The organism is Mesorhizobium kowhaii (genome assembly GCF_003253745.1).
Taxonomy (GTDB): Bacteria; Pseudomonadota; Alphaproteobacteria; order Rhizobiales; family Rhizobiaceae; genus Mesorhizobium; species Mesorhizobium kowhaii.
The window spans coordinates 1,237,710-1,253,640 of the sequence record NZ_MZXV01000013.1 but is presented as its reverse complement, the minus strand read 5'-3'; the positions used below and the strand labels follow the sequence as shown (position 1 = coordinate 1,253,640).

Sequence of the window (15,931 nt, the reverse complement as noted above, 5' to 3'; positions counted from 1 at the left end):
CCGCCTGCTTGGCGCCATTGTAGACGATGGTGCCGAAGGCGTCGCCCTCGGCGCCGCCGACGAAGAAGCGGATGTGGACGTCCTTGCACCATTGGGCGTCGAGCGCCTGCGCCGGCAAGGTGGAGATTGCAGCGGCGAGCGTCGTGGCGGCGGCCACGATGGTCGAGCGCAGAAGTGTCCTTCTCATCGTCATGCTCATGCACTTATCCTCCCTTTTTTCCCTGGCTAGGCCCAGGGGTTTTCGACGATCGCTTCGGCAGTGCGCCGCAATCTTGGCTGGCCGGCACCTCCCGCCGGCCCGCTCTCACACCGGATTCGGCAGGTAGCTGGCGCCTCCCCGGCATTGCTTCAGATAGTCGAGCGCGCGTGCCTGCCCGGTGATCTCCAGTTCGTTGCGATAGACCGGGTCATGCCAGCCCTCGATGTCGATGGCGCCCTTGTAGCCGGCCAGCCGCAATTCGCTGATCACCCGCGTCCAGTCGCTGTCGCCGAAGCCCGGCGTGCGCATCTGCACGAACGGCAGCCGGCCGAACACGCCATGCTCGCGGATCACATCCCAGCGCACCGTCGCGTCCTTGCCGTGGACATGGAAGATACGCGGCGCCCATTTGCGGATCTGCGGCAGGGGATCGATCAGGTAGACGAGCTGATGGCAGGGCTCCCATTCCAGGCCGAGATTGTCATCAGGCAATTCGTTGAACATCAGCTCCCAGGCGTCCGGATTGTGGGCGATGTTCCAGTCGCCACCAGCCCAGTTGCCGTCCATCGCGCAGTTCTCGAAGGCGATCCGCACGCCCTTGTCGGCGGCACGCCTGGCCAGCGGGCCCCAGACTTCTTTGAAGCGCGGCAGGCTGTCCGGCAGTGGCTTGCCACGGAGGCGACCGGTGAAGCCGCTGACCATCGAGGTGCCGAACAGATGTGCGTTGTCGATGACCGTTTCCCAGGCCTGGAGCACGCCGCGATCGACATCGCCGCTCTCCAGCGGATTGCCGAACACGCCGATCGATGACACCGTGACATCGGCATCGCCGATCGCCTCGCGGATTTGGCCGGCAAGCCGCGGCAGGTCCTTGCCGCCCAGCGTCTGCCAGAAGAAGGGCTGGATGCTCTCGAAGCCGAGCGGCAGGATCGCCTTGATATAGGCGACCGGGTCGTCGAGGTTGGCCCGCACCATGGTGCCGATCCTGATGTCGAGAAGCGGGTTAGGCATCATTGTCCTTCCCTCGAGATCGTCACCCGGCGCCCGGTCTCGGCGCTCTCGATGGCGCCGAAGACCATGGCCAGGCTTTTGATGTTGTCGGCGCCGCGCGTTTCCGGCTCGGTGCCGGTCTCGATGGCGCGCATAAAATCCTGGATGATGCCGAGATGGCCGCCGACACGGTCGGCGGGATCGAGCGGCGGCACGGCAATCGGCTCGGTACGGTCGAACATGCCTTCACGGCCTGGCAGGACGACCTCTGCCTTCAACTCGTCATTGCCGTCCCAGACCAGGCTGCCGCGCTCGGCGACGATGCGCCATGTGCTCTCCCAGCTGGTGCGGAAGCCGGCGGCGCACCAAGAGCCGGCATAGGTGAAGACCTTGCCGCCGCCGAGATCGAAGACGGCGCTGGCCGATGATCCCTGCCGGTACCAGGAACTGGTTGGCTCCCATTCCTGGCAGTAGACGCCGGCCGGCTCGCCATTCACCATGTAGCGGGCGGCGTCGAATGTGTGGATCGCCATGTCGAGCAGCAGCACATGCGCCATTTCTTCGCGAAAACCGCCGAAATGCGGTGCGATGAAGAAGTCGGCATGGATGCTGGTCGCGGCACCGATGGCGCCGGAAGAGAGAAAGCGCCGGATGCGCCTGACATTGGCAACATAGCGCCGGTTCTGGACGACGGCATGGATACGCCCGGCCCGGCGCGCGGCCTCGACGATGGCGCGCGCATTCTCTGGACTGTCAGCGAGCGGCTTTTCCGTCAGGAGATGGCAATGATGGGCAAAGGCGGAAAGCGCAACCTCGCGGCGGGCGGCGGGAACCACCACGTCGAACACCGCGTCGGGCCTGGTCTGGTCGAGCACCGCGTCGAGGCTGGCGCCGATAACGGCGCTGGTGAGGTCGTATTCGCGCGCCCTCGCCTTCGCCCTGTCGGCGTCGAGGTCGACGAGGCCGACAACGGAAAGCCCGTCGATCTGCCTCACGGCATCGAGCCACTGCTTGCTCATCGCTCCGCAGCCGGCCAGGACGACATTGATCATCCAGCGCTCCTCCTCCGCTCGGTCCCTCCAGACCGATCGTCACGGCATTCACGACATGGCCGTAAACGTTTTTCCGTAAACGTTTACGAGAACACACCCGAAGGCGTAGAATGTCAATTGGCCGCTCACGAAAAATCGTCCTGTCGCCTTGGCCTGAGCGGCTACCGGTGCTAGCCAAAGCAAGGGGAGAACAGTCACTTGGCGTCCAGCATTCACGACCTTGCCCGTCACCTGAACATTTCGATCGGCACGGTGTCGCGCGCCCTCAACGGCCGCGCCGACGTCAATGCCGATACGCGCCAGCGCGTGCTCGAGGCCGCCAGGACGCTGAACTATTCGCCCAACCAGTCCGGCCGCAGCCTGCGGCAAGGCGCTACCCATTCGATCGCCTTCATGCTGCAGCCGCATCCGGGCGACCAGCAATATGGCGAGCCGTTCTTCATTCCGTTCCTGATCGGGCTGCAGGCGAAACTCGCCGAGAGCGGGCTCGACCTGATCGTGGTCATGGGCGCGCCTGGCGACTACCAGCAGGAACGCCTGCGCCGTGTCGTCGAGACGCGCCGCGCCGATGCGGTGGTGCTGGCCTGGACGCGGCGCGAGGACGAGCGCATCGACTATCTCACCCAGGCCGGTTTCCCGTTCGCCACGCTCGGCCGCAGCCGCTCTGGGGCCAAGTCATACCCTTCGCTCGACCTCGATTTCGAAAAGGCTGGCGCCGATGCGGTCGACCGCCTGGTGGCACGCGGCCACCGCCGCATTGCCGCCATCCGCCCGTCGCTCAATCTCAATTTCGCCTATCTGTTCCTCGACGGCTATCGCAAGGCCTTGCGGCGGCACGGCATCGAGGTCGACCCTGAGCTGATCGCGTCCGGCTTCATCAACGAGGCCGGCGGCTACGAGGTGACACCGCAGGTCATGCGCTCCAAGAACCCGCCGACCGCCATCATCTTCAACAATGACGCGATGGCGCTTGGCGGCTGCAAGGCGCTGGCCGAAATGGGGATCAGGCCGGGCCACGACATGGCGGTGACCGTCATCGTCGATACGCCGCTCTGCCGCTACTTCTCGCCGGCGCTGACCGCCTTTCGCCCAGCCCTGGAGCCGATGGGTCAGCGGCTCGCCGAAATGCTGCTGGCTTCGATCCCGGCGTTCGCCGGTCCACAAGGTCCGCGCATTATGCGCGAGGTCTGGCCATTGGAGCTGGTGGCGCGCGACAGCGATTGATCTGGCCGAAGCAGAGCCAGATCGGTCACGACCTATCAGGCCTCAATCCACCTTCTTCTCACCCCTCTCGCCGGCCTTGACGATGTCGCCGGTGGTGAACAGGATTTCCTTCAGTTCCGCCCGCCAATCCTTCTTCTGGCGCAGCAGGAATTCGAGATCCATGCCGAAATGCTTGAACTCCTCGCCCTGCGCATTCTTCATGATGGCGCGGGCCTGCGGGTCCTTCTCCACCGAGATGCGCTGTTCGTACCAGCCTATCGCCTCCGCCTCCTCGATCAGCGAGGTGATCATGCGGGCAAAGGTCCGCACCTTCTGCGACAGTTCTTCAGGCGGTTCGTGATACTGGTCGAATCCCATGTCGTCCTCCTGGGGCCATCTCCATGAATGCCCCGGGACGACGCCGGTTCCGCATCATCGCTGCAATTCCGCCAATGCCCTCTGCAGGGGCGCCGGCGAAATCTGGATTGGACCGGAGAACGGCACGTCCATGTCCAAGATCAGGTAAAGCGCCCCGGCGATCAGCACGGCCGAAATCACGCAGGTCGAAATAGTGATCGCGTTGCGGGGTGCCCTGAACCCGAAGCTGGCGAAGATCAGCACCAGCCACGCAACCAGCATGGCGATCAGCGGCCAGGGGATCGCGCCCTCCGACTGCTCGATCAGAATCCAGCGCAACTCCACCACTTTCTGCAAACGCTGACCGGCATCCTGCAAGAGGGAGCTGCGCGCCGCGTCGGCAGGTACTAGCGCACCCAGCCGGGTGCCGATCTCCGTCAGCAGATGTTCGGACAGCCGGTTGGCGTCGACCGGCGTTTCACCGGTCGGCGAGGCATCGCCCGCCACCCTCTGCACATAGACGACCAGCGGTTGGCGTACCACGTCGGTCTCCGGGCCATACCCGCGCAAGACCCTGTCAAGCAGGATCAGCTCCGTCGCATAGGCGTGCACATTGTGATCGATCGATTCGAAGGTGTTCTTGGCCGAGTTGATCATCAGGCCGAGCACCAGTGAGGTCATGACCCCGAAAAGGTTGGCGGTGAGCCTCACCACATTGTTCGTATCGTCGTCGCGATGTCTGGCCGGCATCCTGGGCCATACCGCCATGCTGACCAGCGGCGCCGCTGCCAGGCACAGGAAGATCACCACTGCGATCAAAGCTTCGCGCATGCCGCCCATTTCTGCACGGGATGCGCCGATTGCCAATGACCCCGGCACCGATCAGGCCGCGAAAGTTGCGTCAGGCGTCTTGTGCGATTGCCCGTGCCTCACGACACCGGTGCTGCTCCACCCTCTTGCGTGCGCCGGGCGATGAATTCGTCGAGCACGCCGGCGGTGGCGACGGCCGAAGCGGGAGGCACGAAATCAGCAAGTGCCCGTCTCCAGACACCGGTGGCGCGCTCGCTCGCCGTCTTCGAGCCGCTTTGCGTCCAGTTGCCGAAATTCGACCAGTCGGCGACCAGCGGCTCGTAGAAAGCGGTCCGGTAGCGCGCCATGGTGTGGCCGGCCGAGAAGAAGTGACCGCCCGGCTGTACCTCGGCGATTGCTTCGAAGCCAATGGAATCGCTGTCGCCGGGCGTCGCCGCGCAGAGTTCAGCCACGGTCTGCAGCGCCTCGATATCGGTGACCAGCTTCTCGAAGGAAACGCTCAAGCCGCCTTCCAGCCAGCCGGCGGCGTGGATGCACATCGTCGCCCCGGCCAGCACCGAGCCCCACAGCGCGAACTGCGTCTCGTGCGCCGCCTGCGCGTCCGAAATGTTGGCCGCGCTGCCGCCGCCGGACCGCCAGGGCAGTCCGGTGAAGCGCGCCAGCTGGCCGGCGCCCAGCGTTGCCTTGACATGCTCCGGCGTGCCGAAGGCAGGCGCGCCGGATTTCATGTCGACGTTGGAGGAGAAGGAGCCATAGACGACCGGCGCGCCGGGCCGCACGATCTGCGCCAGCGTCAGCCCGGCCAGCGCTTCGGCATGCTGCAGGGTCAGCGCGCCGGCGACCGTGATCGGGGCCATCGCACCCGCCAGGCAGAACGGCGTGATGACCGAAACTTGTCCTGCCCTGGCGAAATCAATGATGCCTTGCGCCATCGGGATGTCGAGCTGTCGCGGTGAGTTGGTGTTGATGACGGTATAGCAATGGGCGCCGGCAAGGAATTCGTCCTCCGAAAGTCCGCGCGCCAACCTGATCATTGCAAAGCCGTCCTCGACCTGCGGCGTGCCGCGCGCGAAGACGAAGGGGAATTTGTCCGACAGCGTCAGCTGCGCGCGGTTGACCGCATAGTGGCGAAAGCGGTTGTCGACGTCCTGCGGCTCGATGCAGGGTCCCAGCATATGCAGTACGTCGAAATGCTGCACCAGCCGCATCAAATCCTCGAAATCGGCCAGTGTCCCCGGCCGGCGGCCGCGCTCGAGATCGGTGACGTTCGGCGCCCCGCATCCGGCCAGGAAGGTCATCGAACCGAGTTCGAGCGTCAGATCGCGGGCACGAGAACCGGCGTGAGCGTGGATCGACTTCGGCGCCGAGGCCAGTGCCGCCGTCACCATGTCGCGGCCGATGCGCACCATGTCGGTGTCCGGATCGACCAGGGCTCCAGCGCGGGCGAAATGCTCACGCGCCTGCGGCAGCAGCACCTTGATGCCGAGTTCTTCCAGCACCCGCAGCGCCGTGTCGTGGATGGCGGCGACCTGATCGTCCGAGAAAATCGGCTGCGGCAGGAACGGGTTCTTCAGCGAACGGTAATCGGGCCGGCGGCTGGTTTCCGAGCCGGCTTCACCCGTCCGTCCACGCCGGCGTTCGCGCCTGCTGTCACGTGCCGCGTCATCGACCATCAGAAATCCTCCTCATTGCCGCATCGCCTTGCCCAGGGGGTCGTAGGGCGAGCCCGCGATGACGTGCGCCGGCCGCTCCATGCCGACGACATGCACCGAGAGCGCGGTGCCCTCGCCAGCGAAGTCGCGGTCGACAAGCGCCAGCGCCAGGCTTTTGCCGACCGTATAGCCATAGCCGCCCGAAGTGACGAAGCCGACGCGCCGGCCTTTATGCCAGACCGGCTCGAAGCCGCTGGTGTCGGCGTCGAGGGCATCAATCTCCAGCGTCACCAGGCACTGGCCGCTGCCGGCCTCCCGCTGTTTCAGTGCCGCTTCGCGGCCGGTGAAGTCGCCCTTGCCGAACGCGATGAAACGGTCGAGACCGGTCTGATCGGGTGTGTAGCCCTGCGTGAATTCACGCGACCAGATGCCGAAACTCTTTTCCAGCCTCAGCGCGTTCAGCGCATAGTAGCCGATCTCGGCAAGGCCGAGATCCTCGCCGGCGGCCAGCAGCGTTTCGCGCAAGCTGGCATGCATGGTCATCGGACAACTGATCTCAAAGCCGAGCTCGCCGGCGATCGAGAGGCGGGCAACCTGTGCCTGCACCATGCCGATGTCGAATGCGCCGCAGGCCATGAACGGCAGCGCCGCACCGGATATGTCCTGATGCGTCGTGCGCGCCAGGATTTCGCGCGCGTTCGGCCCGGTCAGCAGGAAGCCGCTTATCGTGTCGGAAAGGTCGGTGACGGTGACGCCCTCCGCCGCATGGCTCTCGAACCAGCGCATGTGGAATTCTCTGAGATAGTAGGAGCCCATCAGCCAATAGTCGCCGCCGCCCCAGTTGAAGACCGTGAGGTCGCCCTTCAGCCGCCCGTCATGGCCGAGCATTGGCGCCAGCCTCGCCTGTCTCGGCTTCGGCAGCCTGCAGGCAAGCAGCTGGTCAAGCCATGCTTCGGCCCCGGGCCCGGAAACCGCATAGCGCGCATAGGCCGAAATATCGACGAGACCGGCGGCACGCCGAACCCGCAGCGCCTCGTCGCCAACGATGTCGAAAGCGTTGGAGCGCCGCAGCGTCGTGTTCTCGCGAAACCCCATCGGCGCGAAATAGGCCGGGATTTCCAGCCCCCATGATGCCGTCCATTCGCAACCCGCCGCCGTCATGCCGTCATAGGCGCCCGGGCGTTTCAGCGGCCGGCCGGCGGGCAGCCGCTCATTGGGAAAGGTCATGACGAAGCGGCGCGAATAGAACTGGCGCGTCGTCTGCTTGAGATATTCGCGGTTGGCTGCGAAGGCGCCGTAGCGGGCGATGTCCATGCCGAATATGTCGGCCTGCGGCTCGCCATGGATCATCCACTCGGCCAGCGACTTGCCGACGCCGCCGCCCTGGCTGAAGCCGGCCATGACGCCACAGGCAACCCAGTAATTCCTCAAGCCGCGCACCGGCCCGACGATCGGATTGCCGTCCGGTGTGAAAGTGAAAGCGCCATTGACCCATTTGCGGATGCCGGCCGTCCTCAGGCAAGGAAAGCGCTCATAGGCCTTGGACAGTTCCGGGCTGATGCGGTCGATGTCTTCCGGGATCAGCTCGATGCCGTAATCCCATGGCGCACCATCCATGTTCCAGTGCTTCGGGTTCTGCTCGTAGACGCCGAGCAGCACGCCCTTGCGCTCTTGCCTGAGGTAGGAAAAGCCGTCGAGATCGACCGCAAGGCCGAGTTCCTTGTCGAGGGCGGCGACCTCCGGAATGTCCTCGGTGATGAAATAATGGTGCTCCATCGGCGTCACCGGCAGATCGACGCCGGCCATGCGCCCGAGCTGCTTTGCCCACAGCCCGCCAGCATTGACGACATGCTCGGCCACGATCGTGCCTTGCTCGGTGACGACATCCCAGTGCCCGTCGGCCCGCGCCTTCAACGCGACCACCCGATTGCGCAGGATGACGTCGGCGCCACGTTTCTTCGCGGCACCGGCATAGGCATGCGTCGTTCCATAGGGGTCGAGATGGCCTTCGTTGGAATCGTAGAGCCCGCCGAGCACACCGCTGACATCGACGATCGGGCAGATTTCCTTGATCTCTTCCGGTGTCACCAAACGAGCCGTTTCGATGCCGACCGACTGGAACACGGCCCAGGCCGATTTCAGCCACTCCCAGCGCTGAGGGTCGCTCGCCATGTTGACGCCGCCCGTCATGTGCAGGCCCGCGTTCTGGCCGGATTCGGCCTCGATCTCGCGATAGAGCTTGATGGTGTAGTCCTGCAGCGCCGCGACGTTGGGATCGGCATTGAGCGCATGGAATCCGGCCGCCGCGTGCCAGGTCGAACCGGCTGTCAGTTCGGCACGCTCGATCAGCGCCACATCGCTCCAGCCGAAACGCGTCAGATGATAGAGCACCGAGGCTCCGACCACGCCACCCCCGATGACGACTGCGCGGTAGTGCGACTTCAAGGCTTCCCCTCCACGGCTGGTCCGAAGGCTGCACCATATACGCACTAGACATAAGTGTCTAGTGCGATGCGGACACACCGCGCTTCGTCGATTTGAGCCTGACGGAGTGATCAATTCTTTCGTGCGACCACACGTTTTTATCGACGTGTGAAGAAGCCGGCGGGCGGGCATCGCGCGCTGTCACGCAAGCATCATGTTCGCGCCGTAGACCGCTTTTCGGGGAGGCGCGCGCGGCATCATCGATGCTGCACCTCTTTCAGCTTTTCGTCCATCGGCCGCTCAGGCACGCTTTGTCACAAAGAGGATTATCCATGAAACACCTGTACCGAACCGCGTCGCTCGGCGTCGCGCTGGCATTGTTCACCGCCTTGACGCCGGCTCTCGCCGACAGCACCGCGACGGTCGGCGGTACCAGATTCGTCAACAAGGGACTGGTCGGCGTCGGCCGCATCCCGGCCAGCCAGAAGGACAAGTTCGGCGAGACGTTCGGCTCAGGCTCCGGCATGGCGATCGACACCGCCGGCTGGACGCATGGCGCCGACGGCTACAAGGGTTCGCTCTGGCTGCTGCCGGACCGCGGCTACAATGTCGTCGGCACCACCGATTGCCGGCCACGCCTCAACACAATCGGCATCGAGTTCGCGCCGACCGCACCTGGTGCGGCACCCGCGGCCGGCCAGGAGCAGTCCGGCGTCAAGGCGACACTCGCCGACACCATGCTCTTGACCGACGACAAGGGCGCTGACGCCACCGGCCTCGACCCGCTCAACGGCGTGCGCGCAGCAAGCGGCGACATGCCGATCCTGCCCGAGGCCAACGGCAAGCTGGCGCTCGACAACGAGGCGATCGTGCGGCTGCCCGACGGCTCGATGTTCATCTCCGACGAATACGGCCCGAACATCTATCGGTTTTCAGCCGAAGGCCGCCTGCTGTCGGCGACCCAGCCGCCGGCCGCCCTCGTGCCGATGCGCCATGGCGCGCCGAACTTCGCCTCGGACAATCCGGGTCCGGGTGCCGCCGAGCCCGATCCGAAGGATCCCGATACCGGCCGCCAGAACAACCAAGGCCTCGAAGGCATGGCGATGACGCCGGACGGCAAGTTCCTGATCGCCGTGCTGCAGTCGGCGCCCCGCCAGGATGGCGGCGATTCCGGCGCGACGCGCCAGAACACGCGTGCGCTGGTCTATGACGCTTCCGACCTCGCCCATCTCAAGCTGGCGCACGAATATGTCGTGCCGCTGCCGGTGTTCAAGGATGCCAAGGGCAAGACCAAGGTGGCCGCGCAGAGCGAGATCGTGGCCCTGTCCGACCAGACATTCCTGATGCTGACCCGCGACAGCGGCAACGGCCAGGGGTTGAAGGGCGATACCTCGCTGCTTCGCCAGATCAACATCGTCGATCTCTCCGCCGCGACCGACATTGCCGGTGGCACCTTCGACGCCGCCGACAAGCCGGTGGCGCCCAAGGGCGTGCTCGACCCATCGGTGACGCCGGCCAAGCTGACGCCGTTCATCGACCTCAACGACAAGGGCGAACTCGGCCGCTTCGGCCTGCACAATGGCGCGCCGAACGACAACAACAACCTCTCGGAAAAGTGGGAGGCGATGTCGGTGGTCAGCGTGCTCGATCCGAAGCTGCCCGACGACTATTTCCTGTTCGTCGCCAACGACAACGACTTCCTCACCCAGGACGGCTTCCAGGTCGGCGCACCCTACAAGGCCGAGGACGGCGCCGATGTCGACACCATGTTCACGGTTTATCAGGTCACGCTTCCCGGCCTCGCCAAGAAGTAACGACACCATGCAGGCGGACGCGCCCAGCGCGTCCGCCTAGCTCTTCAAGTCGTTTGTCTCTTCAAGTCGTTTGTCGACGATCACCAATACCGGAGATTGTGCCCCATCCTGTGGCGCGACGTTAGCCGAGCAGCCCACGGATCGTGAAGGCACTTACTTCAGCATCTCCGCGTCCTTTGGCACGCCCGCATCGATCGGCTCGGCCGTCCTGTTCGACACGGCGGTGATCTTCGCGGCGGCCGAAAGGTTCGCGCGCACGAAGACCGGCGCGGCGCCGTTGACGCGGCCGTAGAGGTCGATGATGTCCTGGTTCATGAAGCGCACACAGCCGGACGAAGCGTTCTTCCCGATGGAATCCCACTCCGGCGTGCCGTGCAGCCGGTACATCGTGTCCTTGCCGTCGCGGAAAAGATACAGCGCGCGGGCGCCTAGCGGGCTCTGCGGTCCGGGCGGCATGCCGTCCTTGTATTTCGCCAGTTCCGGCCGGCGCTGGATCATCTCCGGCGGCGGCGTCCAGACCGGCCACTTCTTCCTCGCCTGAACCACGGCGCTGCCGGTCCATCCGAAACCGGCCTTGCCGAGGCTGACGCCATAGCGGATAGCCTTGCCGCCGTCGCGCACCAGATAGAGGAAGTGCTCGGAGACATCGACGACGATCGTGCCGGGTTTTTCTCCGGTCGGGTCGGACACGACCTGGCGCACGAACTTCGGATCCATCTTGGCCACCGGGATTGCCGGCAGTTGATAGCCCTCGTCGACACGCGCCGCATACATGCTTGCGACGTCGCCGAAAGCCGGATCGCTTGGCGGCGCTGCCACTGGCGTCGTCACCACCTCCGTCGTGGTGCACGCCGAAAGGGCCACGGAGGCCGCGCCCAAAGCGGATGCACCGAGAAACGCGCGCCGGCTCAGGCGCTCAAAAAACAGCGGAATATCGGACATGAACCCCCGGCTAACCCATAAGATTTAATGGAATGCGGCCCCACGCGTCAGGATCAATATCCGATTTCGGAGGCTTTGAGAACATGATTAGATCAAGGCACGGACTGAGATAAGCCTTCGCCGAGTTGCCTGCCATGGACGAAAAGATGCCCACGCGCCGCCGCACCGGCGACCTGACCAGCGGCCCGATCCCGCGAACGCTGCTGCTGTTCGCCCTGCCCGTGCTCGGCTCCAACGTGCTGCAGTCGCTCAACGGGTCGATCAACGCCGTCTGGGTCGGCCGCTTTCTCGGCGAATCCGCGCTGACGGCCACCTCCAACGCCAACCTCGTCCTGTTCCTCATCCTCGGCACGGTGTTCGGCATCGGCATGGCGGCCACCATCCTGGTGGCACAGTCGGTCGGCGCCCGCGATCTGCCCGAAGCGCGCCGCATCGTCGGCACCAGCGCCACCTTTTTCTTCCTCATCTCGATTATCTTCGCGGTCTGCGGCTGGATCTGGGTCGACGCCATCCTCAACACGCTCGGCACCCCGGCCGATGCCTTGCCGCTCGCCCGCTCCTATCTGCGCATCATCTTTGTCGCCGTGCCGATGATGAACCTTTTGTCGTTCGTCATGACAGTGCTGCGCGGTGCTGGCGATTCACGCACGCCCTTCTTCTTCATGGCGCTCGCCGTCGTCCTCGACATCGTGCTCAACCCGCTGCTGATCCGCGGCATCGGGCCCTTCCCGGAACTCGGCATCGCCGGATCGGCCACCGCGACGCTGATCGGCCAGACGGTGAGCGTGATCGCCATTCTGATCGTGCTCTATGTGGGCAAGCATCCGCTGCGTCTGGCCGGCGCCAACCTCGCCCTGCTGCGGCCCGACCCCGCTTTGCTGCGCATCATCGTCTTCAAGGGCGTGCCGATGGGCCTGCAGATGATCGTCATCTCGGCGGCCGCGCTGACGGTGATGGGCATCGTCAATTCCTACGGTTCGCAGGTCGCCGCCGCCTACGGCATTGCCGCGCAGCTATGGACCTACATCCAGATGCCGGCGCTCGCCATCGGTGCCGCCGTCTCCTCGATGGCGGCGCAGAATGTCGGTGCCGGCCGCTGGGACCGGATCGGCCGCATCGCCGCCTCCGGCGTCGGCTTCAACCTGGTGCTGACCGGCGCACTGGTTGCCGTGTTGTCCGTTTTCGACCGTTCGGTGCTGAGCCTGTTCCTGAGCAGCGACAGCGCCGCGATCGACATCGCCGCCCACATCAACAATGTCGCGTCCTGGTCGTTCATCCTGTTTGGCATCACCATCGTGCTGTTCGCCACCGTGCGCGCCACAGGCGCGGTGATGCCGCCGCTGATCATCCTGGTGATCTCGGTGCTGATCGTGCGCACCGGCTTTGCCTACTTCATGCGCGGCGTGATCGGCGAGGAAGCCCTGTGGTGGAGTTTCCCGGCCGGCTCGATCACCTCGCTTATGCTGGCCGCGGCCTACTACCGCTTCGGCCGCTGGCGCACCATGCACATGATCGAGAACAGGCCGGCCGCCGGCGAGCCGCCGGACACCGGCCTTGGCGTGCCGCGCCAGCGCGCGAATATGGCGCCTGAGACGCCGAATGGCTGAAAGATTTGGCACCCTGGCCAGCGTTTGTCGACGGCTGGTCAGGCGAAACGCGGTGCCTTCGGCGGTTCGCCTGAACCGGCTTGTTTTGCTTCCGCTCGAAACGCCCGGGAGTCCAACAGATCCACGGACGCCGCATGTCTGGGCTTTCCTGCCACCGCTGAACACTGTGCCGACTACCTCCGGTTCGCCCAGCCACATGGCCGGTAGCCGCCCGTCCCGCCATCGCGTAGATTTCGCCGTTAGAGGGGGAGAATCCATGGGCAAAGGCAGGGTCGAGGCATTCACCGATGGCGTGGTGGCCATCATCATCACCATCATGGTGCTCGAGCTGAAAGTGCCGCATGGCGAGGATGTTTCCGCCCTGTTGCCGTTGTGGCCGATCTTCTTCTCCTACGTACTGTCCTTCATCAATGTCGGCATCTACTGGAACAATCTGCACAACATGTTCCATACCGTGCAGCGCGTCGACGGCCGCGTGCTGTGGGCGAACCTGAACATGCTGTTCTGGCTGTCGCTGGTGCCGGCGACGACGGCGTTCATGGGCGAGAACCACTTTGCGCCGGTGCCGGTCGCCGTCTATGGCGCCGATCTCGCGCTATGCGCCATCGCCTATAATATTCTGGCGGCCGCGCTGCATCGCCTGCACGGCAACGACACAGCCTTTGCCAAGGCGCTGGGCAATGACCGCAAGGGCAAGCTTTCGCTGGCTGTCTACATCGCAGCCGTCCTGCTGACCTTCGTCAATCAGTGGATCGGCGTCGCGCTTTACGTGCTGGTCGCGATGGTCTGGCTCGTGCCGGATACGCGCTTCGCGCGGGTGATCGAAAAGTAGCTGTTATCTACGTGTTTGACGCAATTCCCAAGGGAAAGCGCCATGCGCTTTTCCCGGGAAAACCGCGACACACTTTTCCTGGAATTGCTCTATTTGCGCATCGCCTTCAGTTTTTCCGCCACTGAAGCGGCAAGGTCGGCATAGCGCTCCTCCAGCCGTTCCGCCGCCTTGATGATCGAGAAATCATGGCCAAACTTCTCCAGCGCCATGCGCAGCTTCTCGACGAACTCGGCTTGTTTCTCCAGGGCGGAAAAGAGCGTCTTCACCTGCGCTTCGCTGATGTCGGGGTTGACCAGCATCTGCGGCACCTCGCGGCTCATCTGATCGCCGGTGGCTGTCTGTTCCTTCAGAATTGCGACCCAGTCCGTCAATCAGGAAATCTCCATTTCTCACGGCAACATGCGCAGCCTCGGCCGGGCTGGTCAACCCGGCCGAGGCATCTCGCCCGAAAGCGCGAAGTGGTTTTGGGACAACGACATACATGAAAACAAGACCTTGAGCGCGCCGCATGTTTCCCTTCAAACGCGATGCGCTTTAGGCGCAGAGAGGCTTGCGCAAGCCCGTTCCAGCGCTAAGTTCGGCGCCATCAAAAGAAGGAACCCATCGCCCATGATCACCGACGCCGAAATCCAGACCGCCCTGCCCGCGCTTGGCCCGGGCAACACCGCCGTCATCACCGGCGCCGCCAGCGGTATTGGTCTTGCGGCCGCCAAGCGGCTTGCATTGATGGGCATGAAGATCGTGCTGGCCGATATCGGCAGCGCGCGTCTCGACGACGCCTCCCGCGTCGTCGCTGCGATTGCGGGCGAGGATGCCGTGCTTGCCGTCGCCGCCGACGTATCGAACGCGGATGAGGTGGACCGTCTCGCCGAAAGAGCGTTCGGCCCCTTCGGCGACGTGTCGCTGCTGATGAACAATGCCGGCGTCGGCAACAACCCCGGAAAGCCCTGGGAAAACCGCGATGCCTGGAAGCGGCTTCTGGACATCAATTTCTGGGGCGTCGTGCATGGCGTCGAGGCCTTCGCGCCGCGCATGCTGGCCTCGGCCAAGCCGGGGCTGATCATCAATACCGGCTCCAAGCAAGGCATCACCACGCCGCCCGGAAACCTTGCCTACAATGTCTCGAAGGCCGGGGTGAAGACCTACACCGAAGGCTTGGCGCATGCGCTGCGCAACGAACCCGGCGCCCATCTCGCCGCCCATCTGCTGATCCCCGGCTTCACCTTTACCGGCCTCACAGAGGGCGCGACGGAAAAACCGGCCGGCGCCTGGACTGGCGAACAGGTCGTTGATTTCATGCTGGAATCCCTGACCAGGGGCGATTTCTACATCCTGTGCCCGGACAATGAAGCGGCGCGGCCGCTGGATGAAAAGCGCATGGCCTGGGCGATCGGCGACATCATCGAGAACCGCCCGGCTCTGTCGCGCTGGCATCCCGACTACAAGGAGCCTTTCGCGGCGTACATGAAGCGCTGAGTTTCGCTTCAGGCCGCGTGCTTTTTCGGCCCGCGCTTCTGCGCCACGGCCTTCTTCGCAGCCATGGCGGCGATCTGCTGGTCGTGCCGCTTGGCCGCCCGCTCGCATTTGTCGCGGATCTCCTCGACCTCGGATTCGGTCAGGTGCTCGATGCCGATGAAGTTGTTGTGGCCCTCGCTGACCCGGATCAGTTCGTCGAGCTTGGCCTGGATCGCCGCGCCGTCGCGATTCTGGGTGTTCTGGATGAGAAAGACCATCAGGAAGGTGATGACGGTCGTGCCGGTGTTGATGACGAGCTGCCAGGTGTCCGAGAAGCCGAAGAACGGCCCGGTCACCGCCCAGATGACGACGATCAGGCAACAGACGGCAAATGTCAGCGGCAGGCCGGTTATATGGGCGACCCAGTTGGCGATCTTGGTGAAAAGCTTTTCCATCTATCGAAATCCCTCAGTGCTGCGGCGCAATGAGAAACAACCGGCGACCGTTTCAGGTTCCCGGCGCAAACAAATACGTCAGGCACAATTGGATGCACGCATAAAGAGAACAAGGTGGCAAACACACCTTATGGCTTCA

Annotated in this window: 14 protein-coding genes and 1 pseudogene; 5 read left to right on the top strand and 10 right to left on the bottom strand. The window is 64.3% G+C overall.

Annotated elements, in window-relative coordinates; genetic code table 11:
* The 3 genes and pseudogenes from B5V02_RS08705 to B5V02_RS08695 all read right to left on the bottom strand — a co-directional run.
* Positions 1-199 (bottom strand): annotated as a pseudogene (locus B5V02_RS08705) (substrate-binding domain-containing protein); the annotation flags it as partial.
* A 105-nt stretch (positions 200-304) separates the two neighbouring features.
* Positions 305-1,213, bottom strand: coding sequence for a sugar phosphate isomerase/epimerase family protein (locus B5V02_RS08700; RefSeq protein WP_111543692.1), 909 nt, complete (start codon positions 1,211-1,213; stop codon positions 305-307).
* On the bottom strand, positions 1,210-2,241 hold the full coding sequence (locus B5V02_RS08695) for a Gfo/Idh/MocA family protein (RefSeq protein ID WP_111543691.1): 1,032 nt from the start codon (positions 2,239-2,241) through the stop codon (positions 1,210-1,212). The genes B5V02_RS08700 and B5V02_RS08695 overlap by 4 nt, the downstream gene beginning before the upstream one ends.
* A gap of 198 nt (positions 2,242-2,439) precedes the next feature.
* Between B5V02_RS08695 and B5V02_RS08690 the strand changes: the two genes are divergently transcribed.
* Complete coding sequence (locus tag B5V02_RS08690) at positions 2,440-3,465, top strand: LacI family DNA-binding transcriptional regulator (protein WP_111543690.1); 1,026 nt, start codon at positions 2,440-2,442, stop codon at positions 3,463-3,465.
* A 42-nt stretch (positions 3,466-3,507) separates the two neighbouring features.
* Here B5V02_RS08690 and B5V02_RS08685 read toward each other — a convergent pair whose 3' ends face one another.
* From B5V02_RS08685 to B5V02_RS08670, 4 genes are all read right to left on the bottom strand, one after another.
* Complete coding sequence (locus tag B5V02_RS08685) at positions 3,508-3,822, bottom strand: ferritin family protein (RefSeq protein WP_095087016.1); 315 nt, start codon at positions 3,820-3,822, stop codon at positions 3,508-3,510.
* Positions 3,823-3,876: 54 nt separating this feature from the next.
* A complete protein-coding gene (locus B5V02_RS08680) occupies positions 3,877-4,632 on the bottom strand; it encodes a bestrophin-like domain (protein ID WP_208647051.1) in 756 nt (251 codons plus the stop codon).
* A 98-nt stretch (positions 4,633-4,730) separates the two neighbouring features.
* The gene (locus tag B5V02_RS08675; RefSeq protein ID WP_111543688.1) at positions 4,731-6,284 is read right to left on the bottom strand and encodes a trimethylamine methyltransferase family protein; all 1,554 of its coding nucleotides are present in this window, start codon (positions 6,282-6,284) and stop codon (positions 4,731-4,733) included.
* A 12-nt stretch (positions 6,285-6,296) separates the two neighbouring features.
* The gene (locus B5V02_RS08670) at positions 6,297-8,708 is read right to left on the bottom strand and encodes a GcvT family protein (RefSeq protein WP_111543687.1); all 2,412 of its coding nucleotides are present in this window, start codon (positions 8,706-8,708) and stop codon (positions 6,297-6,299) included.
* 311 nt (positions 8,709-9,019) lie between these two features.
* Between B5V02_RS08670 and B5V02_RS08665 the strand changes: the two genes are divergently transcribed.
* The gene (locus B5V02_RS08665) at positions 9,020-10,501 is read left to right on the top strand and encodes an esterase-like activity of phytase family protein (protein ID WP_111543686.1); all 1,482 of its coding nucleotides are present in this window, start codon (positions 9,020-9,022) and stop codon (positions 10,499-10,501) included.
* Positions 10,502-10,654: 153 nt separating this feature from the next.
* Here the strand turns inward: B5V02_RS08665 and B5V02_RS08660 are convergent, their stop codons facing one another.
* Entirely contained in the window at positions 10,655-11,443 is a 789-nt protein-coding gene (locus tag B5V02_RS08660; protein WP_111543685.1) for a L,D-transpeptidase, read from the bottom strand.
* A 134-nt stretch (positions 11,444-11,577) separates the two neighbouring features.
* On the opposite strand from B5V02_RS08660, the gene B5V02_RS08655 reads away from it, so the two are divergent.
* Both B5V02_RS08655 and B5V02_RS08650 read left to right on the top strand, forming a co-directional pair.
* The gene (locus B5V02_RS08655; protein WP_111543684.1) at positions 11,578-13,050 is read left to right on the top strand and encodes an MATE family efflux transporter; all 1,473 of its coding nucleotides are present in this window, start codon (positions 11,578-11,580) and stop codon (positions 13,048-13,050) included.
* A gap of 256 nt (positions 13,051-13,306) precedes the next feature.
* Complete coding sequence (locus B5V02_RS08650; RefSeq protein WP_111543683.1) at positions 13,307-13,882, top strand: TMEM175 family protein; 576 nt, start codon at positions 13,307-13,309, stop codon at positions 13,880-13,882.
* An 89-nt stretch (positions 13,883-13,971) separates the two neighbouring features.
* Here the strand turns inward: B5V02_RS08650 and B5V02_RS08640 are convergent, their stop codons facing one another.
* Positions 13,972-14,253: a hypothetical protein gene (locus tag B5V02_RS08640; RefSeq protein ID WP_111543681.1), complete on the bottom strand. Its 282-nt coding sequence runs from the start codon at positions 14,251-14,253 to the stop codon at positions 13,972-13,974.
* 238 nt (positions 14,254-14,491) lie between these two features.
* Here B5V02_RS08640 and B5V02_RS08635 point away from each other — a divergent pair, with 238 nt between their 5' ends.
* Positions 14,492-15,358, top strand: a complete 867-nt coding sequence (locus B5V02_RS08635) for an SDR family NAD(P)-dependent oxidoreductase (protein ID WP_111543680.1) — start codon at positions 14,492-14,494, stop codon at positions 15,356-15,358.
* An 8-nt stretch (positions 15,359-15,366) separates the two neighbouring features.
* On the opposite strand, the gene B5V02_RS08630 is transcribed toward B5V02_RS08635, so the two are convergent.
* On the bottom strand, positions 15,367-15,792 hold the full coding sequence (locus B5V02_RS08630) for a low affinity iron permease family protein (protein ID WP_111543679.1): 426 nt from the start codon (positions 15,790-15,792) through the stop codon (positions 15,367-15,369).
* Between the last annotated feature and the right edge of the window lie 139 nt (positions 15,793-15,931).